General features: G+C 29.2%; 16 protein-coding genes and 5 pseudogenes. 4 read left to right on the top strand and 17 right to left on the bottom strand.

The features are described 5' to 3' along the window. Nucleotides 1–21: 21 nt before the first annotated feature. The 8 genes and pseudogenes from ACP3TL_RS11745 to ACP3TL_RS11710 form a co-directional block, all read right to left on the bottom strand. Nucleotides 22–1,038 (bottom strand): polysaccharide pyruvyl transferase family protein, encoded by a 1,017-nt coding sequence (locus ACP3TL_RS11745; protein WP_285336782.1) that lies wholly within the window; start codon nt 1,036–1,038, stop codon nt 22–24. Nucleotides 1,039–1,048: 10 nt separating this feature from the next. Next, complete coding sequence (locus ACP3TL_RS11740) at nt 1,049–1,201, bottom strand: hypothetical protein (RefSeq protein ID WP_285336794.1); 153 nt, start codon at nt 1,199–1,201, stop codon at nt 1,049–1,051. After that, entirely contained in the window at nt 1,161–1,268 is a 108-nt protein-coding gene (locus ACP3TL_RS11735; RefSeq protein ID WP_285336781.1) for a hypothetical protein, read from the bottom strand. Before ACP3TL_RS11735 ends, ACP3TL_RS11740 begins: the two co-directional genes overlap by 41 nt. 118 nt (nt 1,269–1,386) lie before the next feature. Beyond that, a complete protein-coding gene (locus tag ACP3TL_RS11730; protein WP_285336780.1) occupies nt 1,387–3,198 on the bottom strand; it encodes a polysaccharide biosynthesis protein in 1,812 nt (603 codons plus the stop codon). 25 nt (nt 3,199–3,223) lie between these two features. After that, the gene (locus ACP3TL_RS11725) at nt 3,224–3,991 is read right to left on the bottom strand and encodes a tyrosine-protein phosphatase (RefSeq protein ID WP_285336779.1); all 768 of its coding nucleotides are present in this window, start codon (nt 3,989–3,991) and stop codon (nt 3,224–3,226) included. A 2-nt stretch (nt 3,992–3,993) separates the two neighbouring features. Continuing rightward, nucleotides 3,994–4,680, bottom strand: coding sequence for a polysaccharide biosynthesis tyrosine autokinase (locus ACP3TL_RS11720; RefSeq protein ID WP_285336778.1), 687 nt, complete (start codon nt 4,678–4,680; stop codon nt 3,994–3,996). Between the two features lie 15 nt (nt 4,681–4,695). After that, nucleotides 4,696–5,361 carry a YveK family protein gene (locus ACP3TL_RS11715; RefSeq protein ID WP_285336777.1) on the bottom strand — a complete coding sequence of 222 codons (666 nt, stop codon included), beginning with the start codon at nt 5,359–5,361 and terminating at the stop codon, nt 4,696–4,698. Nucleotides 5,362–6,483: 1,122 nt separating this feature from the next. Then, nucleotides 6,484–7,306: pseudogene (locus ACP3TL_RS11710) on the bottom strand (transposase); the annotation flags it as partial. Between the two features lie 386 nt (nt 7,307–7,692). Between ACP3TL_RS11710 and ACP3TL_RS11705 the strand changes: the two are divergent. From ACP3TL_RS11705 to ACP3TL_RS11695, 3 genes are read left to right on the top strand one after another with little or no spacing between them, the layout of a single operon-like run. Next, entirely contained in the window at nt 7,693–8,904 is a 1,212-nt protein-coding gene (locus ACP3TL_RS11705; RefSeq protein WP_285336776.1) for a glycosyltransferase, read from the top strand. Next, a complete protein-coding gene (gene galU, locus ACP3TL_RS11700) occupies nt 8,895–9,758 on the top strand; it encodes a UTP--glucose-1-phosphate uridylyltransferase GalU (RefSeq protein WP_285336775.1) in 864 nt (287 codons plus the stop codon). Before ACP3TL_RS11705 ends, galU (ACP3TL_RS11700) begins: the two co-directional genes overlap by 10 nt. A 17-nt stretch (nt 9,759–9,775) precedes the next feature. Further along, nucleotides 9,776–11,422, top strand: a complete 1,647-nt coding sequence (locus tag ACP3TL_RS11695) for a phospho-sugar mutase (protein WP_285326497.1) — start codon at nt 9,776–9,778, stop codon at nt 11,420–11,422. A gap of 195 nt (nt 11,423–11,617) precedes the next feature. Here ACP3TL_RS11695 and ACP3TL_RS11690 read toward each other — a convergent pair. Both ACP3TL_RS11690 and ACP3TL_RS11685 read right to left on the bottom strand, forming a co-directional pair. Beyond that, nucleotides 11,618–11,914: pseudogene (locus ACP3TL_RS11690) on the bottom strand (ATP-binding cassette domain-containing protein); the annotation flags it as partial. A 173-nt stretch (nt 11,915–12,087) separates the two neighbouring features. Continuing rightward, nucleotides 12,088–12,495, bottom strand: a pseudogene (locus tag ACP3TL_RS11685) (NAD(P)-dependent oxidoreductase); the annotation flags it as partial. Here ACP3TL_RS11685 and ACP3TL_RS11680 point away from each other — a divergent pair. Further along, nucleotides 12,480–12,983: pseudogene (locus tag ACP3TL_RS11680) on the top strand (ketopantoate reductase family protein); the annotation flags it as partial. The pseudogenes ACP3TL_RS11685 and ACP3TL_RS11680 sit on opposite strands and share 16 nt — an antisense overlap. 249 nt (nt 12,984–13,232) lie before the next feature. Here ACP3TL_RS11680 and ACP3TL_RS11675 read toward each other — a convergent pair. The 7 genes and pseudogenes from ACP3TL_RS11675 to ACP3TL_RS11645 form a co-directional block, all read right to left on the bottom strand. Next, nucleotides 13,233–13,670, bottom strand: coding sequence for a hypothetical protein (locus ACP3TL_RS11675; RefSeq protein ID WP_225489362.1), 438 nt, complete (start codon nt 13,668–13,670; stop codon nt 13,233–13,235). 103 nt (nt 13,671–13,773) lie between these two features. Further along, complete coding sequence (locus tag ACP3TL_RS11670; protein WP_285336774.1) at nt 13,774–14,004, bottom strand: hypothetical protein; 231 nt, start codon at nt 14,002–14,004, stop codon at nt 13,774–13,776. Between the two features lie 256 nt (nt 14,005–14,260). Next, on the bottom strand, nt 14,261–14,803 hold the full coding sequence (isaB, locus tag ACP3TL_RS11665; RefSeq protein WP_285336773.1) for an immunodominant staphylococcal antigen IsaB family protein: 543 nt from the start codon (nt 14,801–14,803) through the stop codon (nt 14,261–14,263). 113 nt (nt 14,804–14,916) lie between these two features. Then, nucleotides 14,917–17,916: a CDP-glycerol glycerophosphotransferase family protein gene (locus ACP3TL_RS11660; protein WP_285336793.1), complete on the bottom strand. Its 3,000-nt coding sequence runs from the start codon at nt 17,914–17,916 to the stop codon at nt 14,917–14,919. A 42-nt stretch (nt 17,917–17,958) separates the two neighbouring features. Next, nucleotides 17,959–18,825 (bottom strand): UTP--glucose-1-phosphate uridylyltransferase GalU, encoded by an 867-nt coding sequence (galU, locus tag ACP3TL_RS11655; protein WP_047505028.1) that lies wholly within the window; start codon nt 18,823–18,825, stop codon nt 17,959–17,961. Between the two features lie 267 nt (nt 18,826–19,092). Further along, nucleotides 19,093–20,068 (bottom strand): annotated as a pseudogene (locus ACP3TL_RS11650) (DUF1002 domain-containing protein). 40 nt (nt 20,069–20,108) lie between these two features. Continuing rightward, nucleotides 20,109–20,858 carry a hypothetical protein gene (locus ACP3TL_RS11645; RefSeq protein ID WP_174543757.1) on the bottom strand — a complete coding sequence of 250 codons (750 nt, stop codon included), beginning with the start codon at nt 20,856–20,858 and terminating at the stop codon, nt 20,109–20,111. Nucleotides 20,859–20,870 lie beyond the last annotated feature (12 nt).

The following is a 20,870-nucleotide window of genomic DNA, read 5'->3' as shown; positions in this document are numbered from 1 at the left end:
AATGTACCTATATTATAAATCTTAATTTTTTATAACCTTGGCAATTTTTTCTAATTTTTTTAAAGCGATATTTCTAAAATACAATGGCTTTTTTCTAAATTTACTCATTTCAATAACATCATTAATGTTCAAATTAGTATTCATAGCTAAGTTTCCAAATGTAAACTGTACTTCAATCGTTTTTAAAAAGTCAGTGCATTTAGCATGATATTCATTCAATATAAATGGTACATCGTAAGAATAAGCTATAATTGCAGAGTGTAATCTATTACCTAACAACAAATCAGAGTTTGCTATTTTGTTTATAATTACATCAGTTTCACTTGTATAGTTTATAAAGTTAACTTCTTTTATTTCATCACATAATTCATTATATATATCACGAGAGCATTGATCATCATCATTATTAAAAACAAGTATATTCAATTCTTCAATAAAATTTTTGTTTTCAATCAAAAATTTTTTATAAATATTTGTATACTCTTTGAAATTATTAGCATGCGAAACATTTAAGGAAACAGTATATTGATTATTAACCACATTTTCTTTAAATTGAATTTCCGGAAAAACCAATGGAGTTATTATAGCTAAATCAAAAGTGAATTCTACATTCGGAGAATATGCAGTTGAAGCTATATCTCTTACACCTACAAATTTCATTTTATCAATAAAACCTAAAACATCATCTTTACTTTCTTGAGTAGCAAATGGACCAATAGATACTCCCATTGTTAATACTTTTTTATTAAAAAATACTATTTTATTTAAAAAATACTTCAAATCTTTTTTTGATGAAATTTGTTCAAATGTAGAGCCCCCCCAATATATTATTTGGTTTCCTTTAATACTATAAAATAGATCGAAAATTAATTTAGAGTATTTATTTTTAACATTTTTCCCATTTATACCTTTTGGTAAATTATATCCATGTATTAAATACTTGAAATTATTTTTTTTACAGAACCAATCAATTGTGTGAACAAAAACGTCATCGCCGATATTATTAAATCCATAATATCCCTTGAAAAATATATTCATTCTTTTCTCCTTAAAGGTACCCATATTTTTTTCCATAATAGATATTTGCATTCAAGTAACCAGTGATATCACATACATCATGTCTGATCCCATGAAAATTTAATGCATCTACATTACCTTTTTTATTTAATTTTTTCAATTGCATCTGTAAGTTGAATTTCATTCCCTTGTCCTCTCTCTTGATTCTCTAAAATACTCATGATTTGAGGAACTAATATGTATCTCCCCATAATTGCATAATTTGAAGGTGGATTTTCTTTTGGTTTTTCAACAAATTTTTTTCACTTTCATTAAATTTTGATACTTATAGCCTATTTCAATTATTCCATAATCTTTTATTTTTTTCATTTATTTACCTCTTTCATTAGCAAATTTTATTAATTTTTTTATAGATACTTCTTTATGAAGTACTCTTTCAATTAAATCGCTTATTATTGAGTATTCTATAGTATTAACTTTTCCTATATATATTTTTTCATAGACTTGTTCAGGATGAACTTCATTTTCATTTAAAAGTTCTTCAAATAATTTTTCACCTGGTCTAATACCAGTAAATTCAATACCTATATCTTCTTCTTTTTTACCACTTAAATATATTAAATTCTTAGCCAAATCAACAATTTTTACTGGTTCACCCATATCTAATACAAATACTTCTCCACCTTGTGCTAAAGCACCGGCTTGCAATACTAATCTAGAAGCTTCTGGTATAGTCATAAAATACCTTGTCATTTCCGGATGAGTAACAGTTACCGGACCTCCTGCTTCAATTTGCTTATTAAATAATGGTATGACTGAGCCTCGAGAACCTAACACATTACCAAAACGCACAGCTACAAAACTTGTTTGGCACTTTTTATCGTTCATACTTTGAATCACCATTTCTGCTACACGTTTAGTCGCTCCCATAACATTCGGTGGGTTTACTGCTTTATCCGTTGAGATCATCACAAATTTATTAACTTCTGCTTCTTTTGCTGATTCAGCAGTGTTTTTTGTCCCTAAGATATTATTTCGAACTGCTTCAATTGGGTTGTATTCCATTAATGGCACATGCTTATGTGCTGCTGCATGATACACAGCATATGGTTTATATTTTTTCATAATTTCTAACATGCGTTCTTTATTTTGCACATCTGCAATTACTGGAATAAAATCAATACTTTCATCATAGTATTGATTCAACTCTTGATGAATTAAATAAATACTGTTTTCTCCATGTCCTAATAAAACAATACGTTCAGGTCTAAATTTACAAACTTGTCTACATATCTCTGAACCAATAGAGCCCCCAGCACCTGTGACTAAAACTGTTTTATGCGTTAATTCCTTAGCTATAGATGCCATATCTAGTTCTACTGGGGCCCTACCTAGTAAATCTTCAACATCAACTCTTTTAAGTTGATTGACTTCTATTTCACCTGATAATACATTTTCAATATTAGGCATTTTAAATAGTTCTACACCTTCAATATTGCAAATTTCATTAATTTCATTCAGCCTTTTTTTACTTAAAGTTGGTATTGCTATAATAATTTTTTTTATATTATATATTTTTACTAGTTCAGGAATATCTTTAATATACCCTTGAACTTTTACTCTTTCAGTTATCGTCATCTTTTGCTTTTCTTTATCATCATCTACTGCTAGTACAGGTTGCATGCGCATATCATGGCTACGTAACATTTGGCGTATCAGCATTGATCCGCCTTGCCCTGCACCTACAACCAAAGTTGATTTTTTTTCAATTGAATTTCCTATATAATACTTTCTATAAACTCTCCAAAATAGTCTAGATCCACCAATCAATAATAAATGCATCATCCACGTAATAAAATATAAACGTAGAAATGGACTATCACTTGTTATTAAAGCAACTAATATGATGGTAAGAATTATAGAACTTGTGACCGCTTTTAAAATTGACATTAATTCACTTACACTCGCGTACTCCCATGCACGATGATATAAATTAAACACATATGCAAAGATATGATGTGAAACTAACAAGATAATTGATGATAATACCAATAAATTAATTGAATAGCCTCTAAAATACGGTTCTAATATGGAATATCCTAAAAATATTGAAAATGTAACAATTAGTGAATCTATAATGATTAATATTAAAAATCGCAATTTCGCAGAAATCTTTGTCACTCTTAATCCCCTCATTCATTTTTTTCTAGAAAAGGCCAAACCATTTTTTCTGCTTATACTCTTGCGTTGGTATTTGTTTGGAAATCCTTTCATTATTTATAACTAACTTCCCGTTTTCTAAATAGTTTTGAAATTCTTCATAATAAGCTTTTAATTTTCTTTCTTTAAATAACTGTTTCATTACAAATGGTCTTGTTGTCGCACTATGTGCATCTGATGCAATAAAATGTGCCAAGTTATTATCGATTATTTTTAAAGATGTACGTTTTACATTACTTCCAAATTCCCCCAACAATGATGAAGTCGTAAGCTGGCTTAATGCACCGCCATTAATGAGTTCATATAATAAATCTAAATTTTGAACAATCGCCTTATTACGTTCTGGATGTGCGATAATTAGAATATAACCCATGGTTTGTAGTTCATAAAATAACTGTTTGCTGTAATGCGGCACTTCATTGCTAGGAAATTCTAATAGTAAGTAGTTTGAATTATTGATACCTTCAATATTCCCATTATTAATGTCATCAATAACTCTATCTGTCACTCTAATTTCTTGCCCAGCGTAAAAGTTGATATTTAACTTTCGAACATCTTCAATTGCATTTAATTCTGTTATCTTGTCTCTAACATGTTGAATATTATTATTATATTTGGGATGCAGATGATGTGGTGTTACGACAATATTATTTACCCCTTCACTTTTTGCTTGATTCAGTAAATCAATCATTGCAGTTACACTTTGTGGGCCATCATCGATACCCATCAATATATGATTGTGTATATCAATCATTTTCAGTCATCTCCATAGTAGTAATAATAACTAGAAGATTTATCAATATCAGTTTTGTTCAGTATAGCTCCTAGCAATTTTCCGCCAGCTTTATTAATTAAATCTTTCGCTTTTTTCACTTCATTTTTATTATTCTTTTCTGCATCAATTACTAGTACACAATTTTGAATAGTTTTAGCATAAATTTGTGCATCCGTAACTGTATTTACGGGTGGCGTATCAACAACAATAAAATCATATTTATTTAATAATTCATTGTATATTTCATTAAATTGAGCAGAAGCTATTAATTCAGATGGGTTCGGGGGTGTAGGCCCGGCAGTTAATATTGATAAATTCTCCACTTTGGTTTCTTTTATCGATTTTGCATACGTAGCTTTATTTACAATTAAATTTGAAAGTCCACTGTTATTAGGTAAGTCAAAGATATAATGTTGCGTTGGTTTTCTCAAATCGCCATCAATAATCAGTGTTTTATAACCTGCTTGTGCATAAGTCACTGCAATATTCGCTGAAACTGTGCTTTTACCTGACTTTGTTTTTTCTGAAGTGATTAGTAGACTTTGTATTTCTTTTTCTGCACTAGAAAACATTATATTTGAACGTACCCCTCTAAATTTTTCACTGACTGTAGACTTCGGTTTGTCATGAACGTACAAAGGTGATATAACATTTTTTTTCTTTGCCATAATTACAATAACTCCTTAGTTAAATTTTTGTATGGAACCCAATACTGGTATTTCCAATTCATTTTCAACATCTGTTTCTGACTTAATACGCTTATCAAATATTTCTTTAATAAAAATTATTATTAATGCTATTATCAATCCAATAACTATGCCCATAACTAAATTTATCATTGTTTTTGGTGCCACTTGTTTTGTAGTATCATCCGCAGTAGAGAGAATAGATGCATTATCCACATTCATGATATCAGGTACTTCATCACTAAATACTTCTGCTAATTTATTTGCAATTTTTTCTGAGTCTTTACCGCTTTTACTTACCACATCAATATTTAATAATTGTGATTTAGCTTGATTCGTAACCGTTAACATGCTCGATAATTCTGAAGCAGAATATTTCCGATTTAATTCTTTTGATACTTTATCCAATATACGAGGACTCTTAACAATTTCTGAATATGTATTGACAAGTTGAATATTGCTTTGCACTTCTTGTGCCATCATTTGTGAATCACTTTCTTTTTGATTCACTAATACTTGTGTCGATGCTTGATATTCTTCATCTAAGAAAAACAAAGTAACGATTGCACTTATTAGTAAACAAACAAGTGGTAAAATAATTAGTAGTTTTAAATTATTTTTTAATATTCTTAAAATTTTTGTTAAATCCAATGTACTTTCCATATAAGCCTCCATTTTTCATTTTAACTTATTGTATAGCACTTTTACTATGCTTTTCAATACCTTTTCAAAATTATTCTTAAAAGTATACGCTTTATTGTTAAAATTAACCTTCTTTTACAATTAATTTAATAAATTTTGATATTAATTAATTTTTTTAATATTTCTACATTAAAATGAAATATTAACAAAGCCATTTATTAAAAAGTTAATGCAAGGTGTTAAATAATGCTTGTTTTTTTTAAATGAACTGTAGATTTTAGTTTCCCTGGTCTTACTTTCTATTTCTTCATATTTATTTTGATGTCTTAGAAATATACATATATCGTACAACTTTAGTTAAAAAAGGAGAAATATAACTTCTAACTTAAAATAAAACACGCTTGTATAATTTATTTAATCACAATAAATATCAATTAACAAGACGTAGTCACCTTATATATAAACCTTAACTAATCTCACACAACTCTATAACCTACGCATGAAAATGAATACAAAGTTAAAAATACATATTAAAAGAAGTTAGGAAGCTCATTCAGTTAAAAGTGAAAACATACCTAAATAACAACGCAAACCAAACTAAATAAATATTCATATCTGTAACTGAAATATTTGGCAAGTAACAAAACCGGATGAAATCATAGAGACTTTCATCCGGTTTCTTTATATATAAAAGCAACTTGGTTAATCTTCATAATTAATAATTGTGCTTAGAGATATTATACCCTTTTAAGTCACTAACATATATTGCTCAAAATCTATTTTTTATTTTTTATTTTTTTGTTGTAAGGCTCACAACAACATAACAGCAATTCTCATAAACCTCATATGTTCTGATACGTTCAAAATCCCTTTATGAAGCGGCTGAAAAAACCGCATCACTTATGGTACGCTTCACAAAAACATAACAGCAATTCTCATAAACCTCATACGTTCCGATACGTTCAAAATCCCTTTATGAAGCGGCTGAAAAAACCGCATCATTTATGATATGCTTCTGCGTATCGGTTAATGATGCGATTTTTTATACTTATATGAATTTTAATAGTTCTCATACTTTTTCTATATGAACTTATTGTATCACCAACTAATCGCCTCATGGAAAAATAACATCATGATCATTAACTATTGCGGAGGCTGGGACATAAAGTTCCAGGATAAGTAAAAAAAAGACAATTTCTACTGAAACAATATAGAAATTGTCTTTTTTGATTATTTTTAGCTCGTTGAGCTGTTACTTTTCTTATATTAAGTGCCATTAGCACAAATCCTAGCTCTCTTTTGGCTTTGTTTATCCCTCGAACGGACATTCGAGTGAAACCCAAAATAGCCTTCATAAATTCAAAACAGGCTCCACATCAATTTTTCTTTGATTGTAGATAGTTTTTGATTCTGAAAGCTTTTTATTAATTTAGGCTTTAAAATATTCCCAATTATAATTCTTCATTACTTTTTTATTTGTTTATGAATTGAATTTCATGCATTGGTGTTTCAGAGGACATTCTGAACAATCATTGCATTCATATAATTTGAAGTCTCTCTTAAATCCATATTTATCATGACGATAGGCATATCTTTTAAAACCCAATCGCTTATTGTTTGGAGAAATGTAGTCGTCGTTAATTTCATCATAATCCCAATTTTGAGTATTAAAGATGTCACTTTTATATTTTTTAGTTTTATCTTTTATAAACATACCGTAGGTTATAAGCGGTATTCGATTAAAATCATCTATAATTGCCATATAATTGGGTTCGCTACCATAACCCGCGTCAGCTACAATATATTCAGGTAAATGACCGTAGGTCTTTTGAATTGAATTTAAAAATGGTATCATTATTCTTGTATCAGTCGGATTTTGATACACATTATAAGATAAAACAAATTGAGAATTTGTCGCTATGTGTAAATTATACCCTGGCTTGAGTTGTCCATTTTTCATATAATTATATACTTATTACATATATAATTATTACTTATACACTATAAAATGAAATGAGTTGATTAATAATGATTTATACAATTACCTCCACATTGCCTGAAGTTCATGCAGGAAGAACTAATGCCTTATTACGTAGAATTGCTTTATATAATAATGAGTTAAACATAAAGCAAACTATATTAACTACTAATTATAATCCCAATTATGATTATGTTTATTCTACATTTATTGATTAAAAAATTTTAAATAATGATACTCATATAGTAAATATATATGATTGGTTATCTAATTTTAAATTACATAATTTTAATAATGTTGAAACTGATAATTCAAATCATCAATTGATTAGGATTAAAAATTATTATGCAATTCCTGATTACAGTAAAAATTGTGTGAGATATTATGATAATGACACGGATAAATATGTTTTATATCGTCAATATTATCTAAACACTAATATTGTAAAATTCGAAGATTATTTCGCTTTAGGTGTCAAACACAAGACTGAAAGATGGGAATACAATTTAAATGGAAAACTTCATAAAATAACTAATTATAGTCCTAATGTAAACAAAAAATTAGCTGAATACTTCTACGACTTGGAAGGTACTGTTTACTGTAGAAAATTTTATGAAGATAATGAAAATAATAAATTAAAGTATATTTACATATATAAAGATGGTGTTCTTCATAATATTTATAAAAATGAAAAAGCGCTATCCAAATATTTTTTCGAATGTCTATTTAGAAAAGGAGATATTGTATTTAATGATGCACGACTTTTAGATCAACCTCTCTTAGATTGTAAAGTGGACATAAAATCTATATTAGCCTTTCATAACGCTCATAAAGTAGATGGAGAAGTGAAAAATTCGTATAAGTATGCACTTAATAATTCAGATAAAGTAGCAAAATATTATTTACTTACTAATTCTCAAAAGAGAGATATACAAGAAGAATTTAATATAGAAGAGGAAAAATTCACAATAATACCTCACTTTATTGAAAAATCTCATAAAGTTGCTGAAAAGAAAGATCAATTTGTCTATCTAGGTAGATTTAATGAACAAAAACAAGTTCCTCATATTATTAAAAGTTTTAAAAAGTTCAATGAATACGGTTTTGATACTAAGCTCGTTTTATATGGTGGAACAGATGCTAAGGAAAAAAACGAAATAAAATTGTTAGTCAAAGAATATAATTTAGAAAATTACGTAGAAATCCATGACTTTACCAATAATCCAGGATTAGCATTTAGAGAATCATTAGCGTCTTTATTAACAAGTAAATTTGAAGGTTTTGCTTTAACAGTTATGGAAAGTATTAGTGAAAATTGTCCAACCATTTCATATGATATTAACTATGGGCCAAGTGAAATTATTGTTAATGGGGAAAATGGGTACTTAATTAAAGCAAATGATATTGATGCATTTGCTAAAGCAATGATAAAAATTAAGAAACATCCTTTATATAATGTCGAAAATAAAAAAGAACTAAGTTATGAAAGTGCGGTTAATAACTTAGATAATTTATTAAAAGAAGTTAAAAAATTAATATTTAAAACAATAAATACGCTAGCTAGGAGAGAAAAAATATGCAAATAAAGAAAGCAATAATCCCAGCAGCAGGTTTAGGTACAAGATTTTTACCTGCTACAAAAGCAATGCCTAAAGAAATGTTACCGATATTAGATAAACCAACAATTCAATATATTGTGGAAGAAGCGGCACGTGCTGGCATCGAAGATATTATTATTGTGACCGGTAAACATAAACGTGCGATTGAAGACCATTTCGATAGTCAAAAAGAACTTGAGAGTACCTTATATGAAAAAGGTAAACTTGAATTACTAGATAGAGTTCAATATTCAACAGATCTAGCAAATATCTTCTATATAAGACAAAAAGAGCAAAAAGGATTAGGAGACGCAATTTATACCGCTAAGCAATTTATTGGCAATGAACCTTTTGCTGTACTTTTGGGAGATGACATTGTTGAATCTGAAAATCCTGCAATTAAGCAATTAATGGAACAATATGAAACAACAGGAAAGTCAGTTATTGGTGTTCAAACAGTTCCCGATTCAGAAACACACCGTTACGGTATTATTGCACCAAAATCACAAAGTGGTTCATTATATGAAGTTAATCGTTTTGTCGAAAAGCCTGAAAAAGGTACAGCCCCATCAAACTTAGCAATTATGGGAAGATATATATTATCTCCGAAAATTTTTGACTATCTTGAAACACAAACTGAAGGAAGTAGCGGAGAAATACAATTAACAGATGCTATTGAACGATTAAATAAGAATGATAAAGTCTATGCTTTTGATTTTGAAGGTCAAAGATATGATGTCGGTGAAAAAACAGGTTTTGTAAAAACTACTATAGAATATGCATTAAAAGATGAAGAAATGCGTAATGAAATTATACATTATTTAAAATCATTAGATATTTAGACAAAGGAGTTAATACTTTGAGAGCAAAATGGGAACAAAACATATCTGAAAGTTTAGTCGAACAGTTTTATAATAAACAAACAGAAGAAGAAATTGATGCAGGATTTAATGAAACATTATCTTTTGGAACAGCAGGAATACGAAATACATTTGGTATTGGTCCAGGAAGATTAAATAAATTCACAATTCAAAAATTTGCATTAGGATTAGCTAAGTACTTAAAAAACTTATCTATTAACCCTAGAGTAATTATTCACTTTGATACACGACACTTATCTAAAGAATTTGCAATAGAAATTGCTAAAGTACTTGGGACTCAAAACATCCCAGTAACTTTACCAAATACTTATAAATCAACTCCCGAATTATCATTTGCAGTTAGACATCTTAATATGACAGCTGGAATTATGATTACAGCTAGTCATAATCCTAAAAACTATAACGGGATTAAAGTATATGGCTCAGATGGTGGGCAACTTTTAACAAAAGCCTCTCTAAAATTAAGCAGTTATATAGATACAGTTAAATATCCATTAAATATACAAACAGAAGCTTTTGAAGTATTGAAAAGTAAAAAATTAATTTTACCTTTCAAAGAAGAAACTACTCAATCATATAAATCATCTATAAAAAATCTCGTGGGTTATTTTACAAATGCTCAATCAAAAACAATTCTTACAAGTTTGCATGGAACTAGCTTACCTTTACTGTCACAAATTCTTAAAGACTTATCTTATTCAAACTATGTTATTGAAGAATTACAATCAAAACCGGATGGTGATTTTCCAACTCTTAATGTAGCAAACCCAGAAATGGAAGATACGTTTGATTTAGGTAAACAACTCGCAGAAAAAGAAGATGCGCAACTTATAATAGCAACGGATCCTGATGCTGATAGATTAGGTATCGTTGAAAGATATGAAGATGGTTCAACAAGATATTTTAATGGTAATGAAATTGGACTATTACTTATAAAATTAAGAAATCTACAACTTTCAGATACTCAACATAAATATATTATAAAATCTGTTGTTACAGGTGCCTTGAGTGAAAAATTAGCAAAATCATTAAATATCAAAGTGATAAACGTATTGACTGGTTTTAAATATATCTCAGAACAATTAAAACATTTTAAAAATAATACATCACAACTAGTCTTGGCTTTTGAAGAAAGTCATGGGTATTTAATCGAAAATTTTTCTAGAGACAAAGATGCAATACAAACCGCTACACTACTAATTAAATATAAAGAGCAACTAACACAAGCTAATAAGACATTTAAAGATGTATTAAATGAAATCTACCAAGAATTTGGGTATTTTAAAGATAAAACCCTATCACCTACATTCGATGGAACAGAAGGTAGAAATAAAATTAAAGAAATCATGAATACTTTAAAAAATGTCGAAACAATAGAATTAAATAATCTAACGCCATTATCTATAGAAAACTATATATCTAAACAATCTCGCAACATAAAAACTGGTGATATACAAGCTATTCAACTTCCGAAAACAGATCTTATTAAATTTATATTTGAAGAAGGATTTATAGCAGTTCGACCATCTGGAACTGAACCCAAAATGAAACTCTATTTTTCATTAAATGTAGACAACTTAAACGAAGTCATTGAAGAATTTAAAATGAAATTTAATTTGAATTAAAAATTACACTTTAATATAACATTTCAATTGAATATACTGTGATTTTTATATACGCAATTGTTAATGGTAATTTTGACAAATCATTCTCTTTGTTACAAGCATTACTTGATTATGAAGTTAAAGATAGTATTATGCTATAAAAAGACAAAATAATATAAAACAAAACACCTTCTTAATATCACATATAATATGTGTTTAAGAAGGTATTTTTATTTTCGTGTTAAGCAACCAACCATCTTGCATATGAAAAACTTTGTCCCAGAATTTAGTTAATCATTCATTATGCATTACAATAATGCATATTTTACGACATTCTTTAGACTGTTCTTTTAATATCTTTATGACTGCCATTGCATTTTCAGTATCTAATGATGCGGTAGATTCATCTACTAAAATAATAAAAGGTTGTGTATAGAAGGCTTTAGCAATTGCTACACGTTGCTTTTGTCCTCCAAACACTTCAGATAATAATCGATTTTCAATCTTTCTCAATACTTAAGACATCTTTTCTTACAACTTTTTAATAAATGAAATTGTTATTAGTGGTACAAGTTTTGTGGATTGTAAAAATAAAATGAATTTCATTCAATTGTATTTTAGCTAATTACTTTTGATTCAGTTTAGCCTTTTTAATTATTTCTCCTAAAGGACATCTAGGATCACTATTATTCTTCACCAACAACTGTGAAACATTCATTAATATGCGCTTTATTTTCAACTTCATATACTATAGCAATAGCAAAATCTGCATAACTGATATAACTATTACCTTTACTATTAAATAATAATTGATCTTTTCCTAACGTATATGTGCCTGTATGTTTTCCTTCAAAGTCAAATTCCACTGATGGGCTAATAAAAGTCCAAGTAATTCCTTCAGCATTTTGTAAGTCTTGTAAGTTACGACTTGATCCTTTAGCTGTTGGTTTCACTATTTCTGGGAAATCTGGTGTATCAATAACACGTATAGTATGCGCATCATCTGTAAATAGACTACCAGCACCACCTACAATAATGGTTCTTGTATCTACATCTTTTAATATGTTAATCAATACGCGTCCCACTTCAACGTGCTGATGGTAAAAAAGATCAACGTACTCAACAAATTGCAGATATCTTAAATCAAGCCCATTTAAATGCCACTATCAGTAATGATGTATTTAAAGCGATATGGTCTAAAGCCACGCTTAACAGTGTTTTAAACCCACTGTGCAAGATATTAGATAAAACAATCGGTGAATTGGGCGCTTATGATCATTCTAGAGCAATGATACGCCCAATCATTGAAAAAATTGTCGACGTAGCAAATGCTAAAAATGTAGGCATTAATATTAACGACTTAATCTCGAAAATTGAAGCAGCTTATCCTGATCATGCGCAAGGTTTACACTATCCTTCAATGCATCAAGATGATAATCATGGTCGTTTAACTGAAATAGATTACTTAAATGATCAAATTGTGGAATATGGTAAATCATTAGGTATCGCAACTCCTAATAATGAACTGATTATTCCTATCATTCATCAATTAGAAATGAAGTTAAATATAAATGAATATTAAGTAATATGAAAATGAACTATATAACTTTGGTAAATTATTGAAAAATTGTTTTTGATACATTTTTATTATTGTATAACCCCCTAAATTTATTATAGCTTAGGGGGGTTGTTACTTAATCATATAAGTGAATTGAAAGCACATGGTAAAACTAAACCTGTACTTCCAATTGCAAATACTTTCTATTGATTACCAACTATATTATGTGAAAGTATGCTTACTGCAATCATTTATTGGCCAACAATAACTATTTTAATAGTCCCACTCATCGCCATCCCATTCTGAGGTACTACCATCACTTTTTTCTACTATGATTGCACGATGGGCTCTGTCTTCATTTTCTCTACCATAATTAACTCTATAACTGAATTCGCCTTCATCGACTGAGTGTATCCAATCACTACTATCTAACACATCATTCGCAATGGCTCTTGCTTCACTTGTACTTGATACTTCATCACTATCATCTGAAGCATTGCTTGGTAATTGATCGACATTTTCTATAGCTAATACCATGCCATCTCTAATTGTTACTAAGACACTAAAATCATTATCTTTGTAAGTATCATAAATGAGTGTATTACCTTCTCTATAGTCAGGTTCATTGTAATGTTCAATATAGTCGTCTTCAGTTATATTACTTGGTGCTGTAATAACTTGGCTCACATCATTATATTCATCGTAAAACACAGCTAAATCACCGTATTTTCATATGTATACCATATAAATAAATCGTTCCATTAGATTGACCGTATTTCGTTTCAACCCCAGAGCGACTCATACCATTGTAAATTTATGCATAGCCATCTTTAGAAGAAGATTTGGTATATGCTTGGTCAAATGTATCACTAAAAATATCGATTTGAGCACCGTGAGCATTACGATCTGAAGTATCTGAATTTTGACTTTGTGTCGTATTATTAGAACTATTATGACCTGTAAATTGATGATAAACAAAATAAAAACCATATACGAGTATACCTAAAATAACAACTACAAGTATTGCTAACAACACCTTTCCCAAACCAAAATGCTCAAGTTGACTTTGGTAACTGTGCTTATATTGCTATGCAAGAAGGCATGAAAGACACCGAGTAATATAATAAAAATATCCTCAACTTAAATGGATGAACACCATTGAATCTAGAGTGATGATTGATTCACACTTTTCAATATTGTTGATACCACAAGTTGAGGATTTTATATTAATGTTTCTTCATTTAGATTCTTTTTAAAATATAATAATCTACCCTTAGACAAACCGCAGACTTACCCTTACCTTATCCTTCTGCATTCACTTTACCGACTGTTACAGTTGATACATAGCCCTTTTTAACTACAAATTGTAACCTTGTAGCATCACCTTGATAAACATAAATACCATCATCAGGATATTGTGCATCATTACTTGTATGGGGAATATGTTTTAACTTTGATGAATCATATACGTCCTTCATCTGTTGTAATGACACACTTGGATTTGCTACTGAAAATCTCACACTCGATGCTGAATGGGAATCAATAACTGTGATATCTTGATCAAACACTTGCTTGTTATACGTTGATTTTCCATCATCATTTGATACAACTTGGTAACCATTAAATGAAACAGTTCCTTTATCTAGTGATTTTAGAAACGATTCATCAAGTAAAAATTGTGCGTGATTACCGACATTTCCAGATTTTTCAAACTGAATATCATGGATATCAGTATGTACTGATGACATATTTGTTTGATTAGTTTGCGCATGTGCTGAACCATTCATCGGTATCACAGTTAAAGTACAAATTAATACGAGACCTGACCATCGAATTAACTTCATATTCATTCTCCTTTACACTAAGTATATTGATACATTTAATGTAACAATAACTTGATAATCGGAGACCTATCTTCCCCAGTTGATGGTTAGCAATGACTGTATGTCTATATGAATTATTTAAAGACTTCTTCAAATTCCTTAATAGACGATTGTCTAAATGGTTCGAAATTAAATGATTTAATTTCATATTGATTATATCTATGTTTATATAAACCGTTATAGATTCCTTTCGCATTATTATCTACAATAATGGCTTTATCTTCTTCTAAGTATTGAATTGTTTCTGGAAGATCTACAGTGATTACATCTGTTTCTAGCGCTAATGCTTCGTATACAACCAATCCTAATCCCTCGTAATTTGATGATAACACAAATGCATCACATTTCGATAATAGTGGGTATGGATTATTCATTCCACCTAAAAGGACGATACTTTCCCTAGCCGATGAATTTCTAACCCTATTAATCGTTTTACTTTTTAGTGGACCATGCGGACAAACTAAAACTAAGAATATATTTTGATTGATTTCATATAAATCTTCGAATGCCTCAATTAATTTATCGTGTCCTTTTTGATAATCATATCGTCCTATATTAATGTAAACCTTAATATTTTCATCATATATAGTATTTAAAAGTTTCACTTTAGAAATTCTAAAGTGATTGTAAAAATCAAATATTGGTTTTTTAGATAACTGATTTTCATTATCTAAAACTGAGTGATTCATATAGTTAGACACTTTTTCAAACTGTTTACCAAATAAATGATCATATTTAGCTGATAAATCTTTTTCTTTTTTTAAAGTTTGATAACTATCTAAAATTAATTTTTCAACTTTTGGAGATAGTTGTTGTCGAGGTTGATTAATTGCATCATTACTCAAATCTTCATTTTCATCGATTTCACTATCTCTATATTGTTCTATTCGATCGTTTAACTCAGGAAAATCAAAGTGCAGTTCGTCTTCTTTATCTTTTAATGTAGGAAGTATAGCTGATACAAAATCTTCAAATGCTAGTTCATATACCAAATCTTCATTATCATTAAATATACCTTGAAGTCTGTGTATAGACTCATTAATCATTTCAATCTCTTTATTAACGACATGAGTTAAATAGTCACTAAGCTTGTATGTTGAGCTGATTTCAATAATTTTATCTATGACTAACTTATAGTTTATATTTTTCTTATTTTTAATTTCATTTAATAGAGTTTGAATTTCATCTTTAAAGTTCTCTAGATGAATTTGGTTCTTAGATTTATATGCATTGTCATTAAAAGAATAATCGACCTTAACACCCTCTAATGATTCAAACAAATCTTCATTACCAAGATTTCGAGTTCTATTTTCTCCTAAGAAATTATTCACAGTTGTCATTTTATGACTAATACCTTTGATATTGTTCACTAGATTCTCTCTTAAATTATTATGTACCAAAACAATCTTATCCACATCTTTATATGCGCCAAATACAATCTTTTTACTAAAATTACGTTTTGCTTTATATTCTTCAAACATATCAGTATGCACCCATATAGCTGTTTTAGCATCTATATGTCTCATCATCTCGGCTTCTTTTCGTTCAAAACCAGTATAATGAATCATCCAATCTATTTTTACATCTCCGAATAATCGTTTGAATTCTTCACTATAGAGTCGTTTTAATTGGTTTTTCCTAGCTTTTGCAGAATAATTTTCATCCCATAAATACTTTTTAACTAACATCCGATCATATAAATTACCATTTAATTCCCCGGTTGTAGGATAAAAAAGTACATTTTCTGGAAGATTTAGCAATCTATAATAGTGGTCTGGTTTCACCTTAGATTTTTCAAAAAAGCATATATAGTTTCGTTGAGAGGTGTCAACATGTTCCAAAGTATTGATAAGTGCCGTCGTTACACCATTATTCCAAAAGCCCCCGCTAAGAATGGCTACAGTTTCTTTTCCGTTGTGTATATCATATTCTATGATTGAATCATCCGTATAATCATTCAATATATTATTAGTTATTTTATAGGCGCCTGCTTGGCTATCGTATTTAGTGAATCTATTTTTCATTTCAGTGTAATCAGTGGTTGGTTCAATTTTATTAATAACCTTTTCTAATTCTTCTAAGGTATCTGTATTAATAAATGGATAATCTGTTAAATCCTCATACATTCCTCTTGTATTGGCGTATTCATCTAAGTCATATGTATATAGAATGACAGGTTTATCCATGTTCAAATAATCGTACATCACTGATGAATAGTCTGTTATTAAAGCGTCTGTAGCAGTTAAGAATTCATATGTTTCAAAGTTTTCTGGGAAGAATCGTATATTTCTATACGTATTTTTTATACTATTTTTTTCGAAATCATGAAGTTTAACAAATAATATAGTATTGTCATCTAAAAATTTATCTAAGTAGTTGAGCATTTTTTCGACTTCTGTTGATTTTTTTACCTTACCTACTGTTCCTCTCCATGTCGGCATGTAACTTATCACTTTTTTATTCTCTAGACCTAAGTTTTTTCTAATAACTTCTCGTAATTCCTGATTATAAAACACGCTATTTCTAGGTGATGGTCCGACAACTACTTTACCTGGATAGATATTTTTTAAATTATGTGAATCTACTAAAACGTCTTTAGTATGTTCATTACTTACAATGATTTTGTCAGCCATGTAGAAGTTTCGTTGGACATTAGCAACATCTACGACTACTTCCATATCTTTCCCCATATTTTTTAATGGTGTACCATGCCAAATAATATAATATTTTTGTCCTTCTCTTTTACTGAAGAATGGATAAAATGTTGTATCATTGATTAAATACTCAGAAACCGCCATCAATTCATAATATTCTTCTGATAAATGTTTCACCATATGAATGTTAGAAATCCCTTTTTCATCAAGCAATTTTTTATGCTTGTCTGGTTGTTTAGAAACGATGAAAATTTTACTTTTTTCAACTTGCTTTTGGATTTCGTCAATAAGATAAAAAATATGTCCACCTACCGAATCACCATGAGTGGATTCTAATACAAAATAGTTTTTTTGTATCTTTTTCTTTCTTCGATTCTTTATATAACAAAATTTACCTTTATTCTTTTTGTAATTATCAATCTTTTTTTTATATCTACTTTTTTCAATTTTTTTCTCCTAATATTAAAAATTCAATTCTCTAATATATTTTTTCACATCGTCTTTCATATCTTCGTTTTTTAATGCATATTCAATCGTTGTTTTAACGAAGCCTAGTTTTTCACCGACATCGTAACGATCACCTTCGAAATCGTATGCGTATACTTGGCTTTCGGCGTTCATACGTTCAATTGCATCTGTTAATTGAATTTCGTTACCTGCACCTTCTTCTTGTGTTTCAAGATAATCAAAGATTTCAGGTGTTAGTACATAGCGTCCCATAATCGCTAAATTAGATGGTGCTGTACCTTGTTTTGGTTTTTCTACGAATTTATTAACTTCATAACGTAAACCCGATTTTTCTAATGGATCGATAATACCGTAACGGTGTGTGTCTTCTTCAGCTACTTCTTGAACACCAATTACGGATTTACCTGTTTCATCGTAAACATCCATCAATTGTTTAATTGCTGGTGTGTCTGATTCCACAATGTCATCACCTAATAATACAGCGAATGGTTCATTTCCAATGAATTGACGTGCTGTATGAATGGCATGGCCTAAACCTTTTTGCTCTTTTTGACGAACATAGAAGATGTTAGCTAAATCTGTTGAGTATTGAACCTTTTCTAATAGGTCATTTTTCCCTTTTTCCTGTAATACCATTTCTAATTCTTTTTGGTTATCGAAATGATCTTCAATCGCACGTTTATGCTTACCTGTAACTATAATAATATCTTCAATTCCCGCTGCTACTGCTTCTTCTACTATATATTGGATAGTAGGCTTATCTAAAATAGGTAACATTTCTTTAGGCATCGCCTTAGTTGCTGGTAAAAATCTTGTACCTAGCCCCGCCGCTGGTATTATTGCCTTTTTAATTTTCATAATTTATTTCCTCCCTTTATCATTTAAAATCACTTATAAAAAGCCCAAATTTTTATCAATAGATCTTATACTTAATAATCAATAAAAACTTTCTTAAATATTATACTTGAATAAAAAGACATCTTTTTTAGTATAACAAAATTTAATAGAAAACATAAAGTGACATTTAATACATTTTGAATTTCTTTTAATAATAAAAATGAACTCTATTTACATGAATCTTTGTATTGAGATTACATCTTTAAAATATCCAAATTAAGATTTCTCTGTTTATAACTTATTTAACAGATTAGAGAAAAATTGAATGATAGATTGAATAATTTCCACAATACCGTCCCATATGCGTTGAAGAAGATTTCTATTTTCTTCTGTACTCAAATCTTTGGCTTTATCCTTCCCTTTATTCAATAAATCATCTGAGTTTTTTCAATATTTTTTAATACATCTTTAGCATTTTGTTTAAATGCTTTAGGATCGGAAGTTAAGGCATTAGAGTTTGCCACATTAATCATATTATTATTAATCATTTGAATTTGATTATCTGATAATATCTCTGATAACCCACGCTCATCGAGGACTTTATTAACAGTGTCTTCAACTTGTTGTTGCGTGATTTGTTTATCTTGATTTTGTTTAATATCGGCAAGTTGTTCTTTAATATCTGCTATAGAAGCATTCAAAGCTTCATCTGAATACCCATCTTTACCTTTATTTTCTTCCGAAATTGTACCTAAATCATTCATTTCTTGATTTGAATTTTGAATATCTTCAGTGTTTAGGTCGTTACCTTTTTTTCATAAGCTTTATAAATACCTGCTAAAGCACCTTCACCCGTTACTGGTTCTACAGAAGCTATATGTATTTCTGCATTTTTAATTCCTGCCGTAATTGCATCATTTTGATATTGTTCAGATGTCACTTTTGTAATGTTATCTGGTGTATCAATTTTCACATCAACACCTTTACCCCATTTTTTATGTTCAATTATTGCACTTGAATAAATATAACTTAGATTACTGCTGTTTGGGATATAATTACTCACATCATTGACGTTAACATTATAAGTTTCATATTTATCATCAACGCCTAGATCATTCTCAGTTTGTTGTAAATCTTGCCCTTCTAAGTCAGCGCCTTTAATAAAAACAGGTTCATCCCAATCCTCTTTATTATCAGCTGCTTTAACAACTCCTGTTGCTGATAACAATAATGTAGCTACTGCTAAACTAGTTAATGTTTTTTTCATTTTCAATAAACTATCCCTTAAAATATTTCATATATTTATATTAATCGTATCCAATAACATGTTTTTGGATTGTTTCAATCATTTCTGAATCAGCCTGTGTCATATCATATTTATAAATTTGGTTGAATCTTGGATTATAAATACCAATGTAACGTATATTCTCAAAGGTAGGCTTTTGAGATGCCTTACCCATTAAATAATATATCACTAATTGAAGCGTACTGTTTTTCTGTGGTAGTTGTTTTGAAACTTTAAAATCCCACAAAGTATCTTCAGTTAGAAAGTCTCCATCTCCAGTATCAATAATGCTTGTATAACCACCCTCAAATGTGAAACCATCCATTTTAACTTCACCAATTTGATTAAAAAATGAAAGACTTCTGTTTATAAGTGATTTTATATTATTAATTGTGTCTTGATCTGGAATTTTAAATTCTTTAGGCATGCTTCCTGCTCTATATACCATATCGTAATTTACCAATTGACATGCTTTAATAATAGATAGATCATCATTATCATTAATATCTTTTAACAATGATTCGGCTGTTTGTAATTCCCCAGCTAATTTTGCGCCAGTTAACGATATGGCAAATGATTTTTCTTTGTCTTGATTTATAACCATACGAGTAAGGTAGTCTACGACTAAACCAATTGTTTGAGGTGCTATATTTTCATATTTTGTATCTATAAGTGTTTCTGGTTCTAGTTGCTTAACTTCAAATGATTTTATGTTTAAATACCCACCACGGGGTTGTTTAATTTGTGAAATTCTTTGTGTAACACTAACCAATTAAAGACTCCT

The organism is Staphylococcus caseorum, assembly GCF_049943195.1.
Classification (GTDB): Bacteria; Bacillota; Bacilli; order Staphylococcales; family Staphylococcaceae; genus Staphylococcus; species Staphylococcus equorum_A.
Note: the sequence above shows the minus strand (reverse complement) of the source record. Positions and strands in the feature narration are given on the sequence as shown.

Bases quoted from the DNA above. Each gene is read 5' to 3' on its own strand.
- isaB (WP_285336773.1), bottom strand. From the start codon at position 14,803: ATGAAGTTAATTCGATGGTCAGGTCTCGTATTAATTTGTACTTTAACT.
- ACP3TL_RS11725 (WP_285336779.1), bottom strand. From the start codon at position 3,991: ATGATTGATATACACAATCATATATTGATGGGTATCGATGATGGCCCA.
- ACP3TL_RS11745 (WP_285336782.1), bottom strand. From the start codon at position 1,038: ATGAATATATTTTTCAAGGGATATTATGGATTTAATAATATCGGCGAT.
- ACP3TL_RS11735 (WP_285336781.1), bottom strand. From the start codon at position 1,268: ATGGGGAGATACATATTAGTTCCTCAAATCATGAGTATTTTAGAGAAT.
- ACP3TL_RS11720 (WP_285336778.1), bottom strand. From the start codon at position 4,680: ATGGCAAAGAAAAAAAATGTTATATCACCTTTGTACGTTCATGACAAA.
- ACP3TL_RS11740 (WP_285336794.1), bottom strand. From the start codon at position 1,201: ATGAAATTCAACTTACAGATGCAATTGAAAAAATTAAATAAAAAAGGT.
- galU (WP_285336775.1), top strand. From the start codon at position 8,895: ATGCAAATAAAGAAAGCAATAATCCCAGCAGCAGGTTTAGGTACAAGA.
- ACP3TL_RS11715 (WP_285336777.1), bottom strand. From the start codon at position 5,361: ATGGAAAGTACATTGGATTTAACAAAAATTTTAAGAATATTAAAAAAT.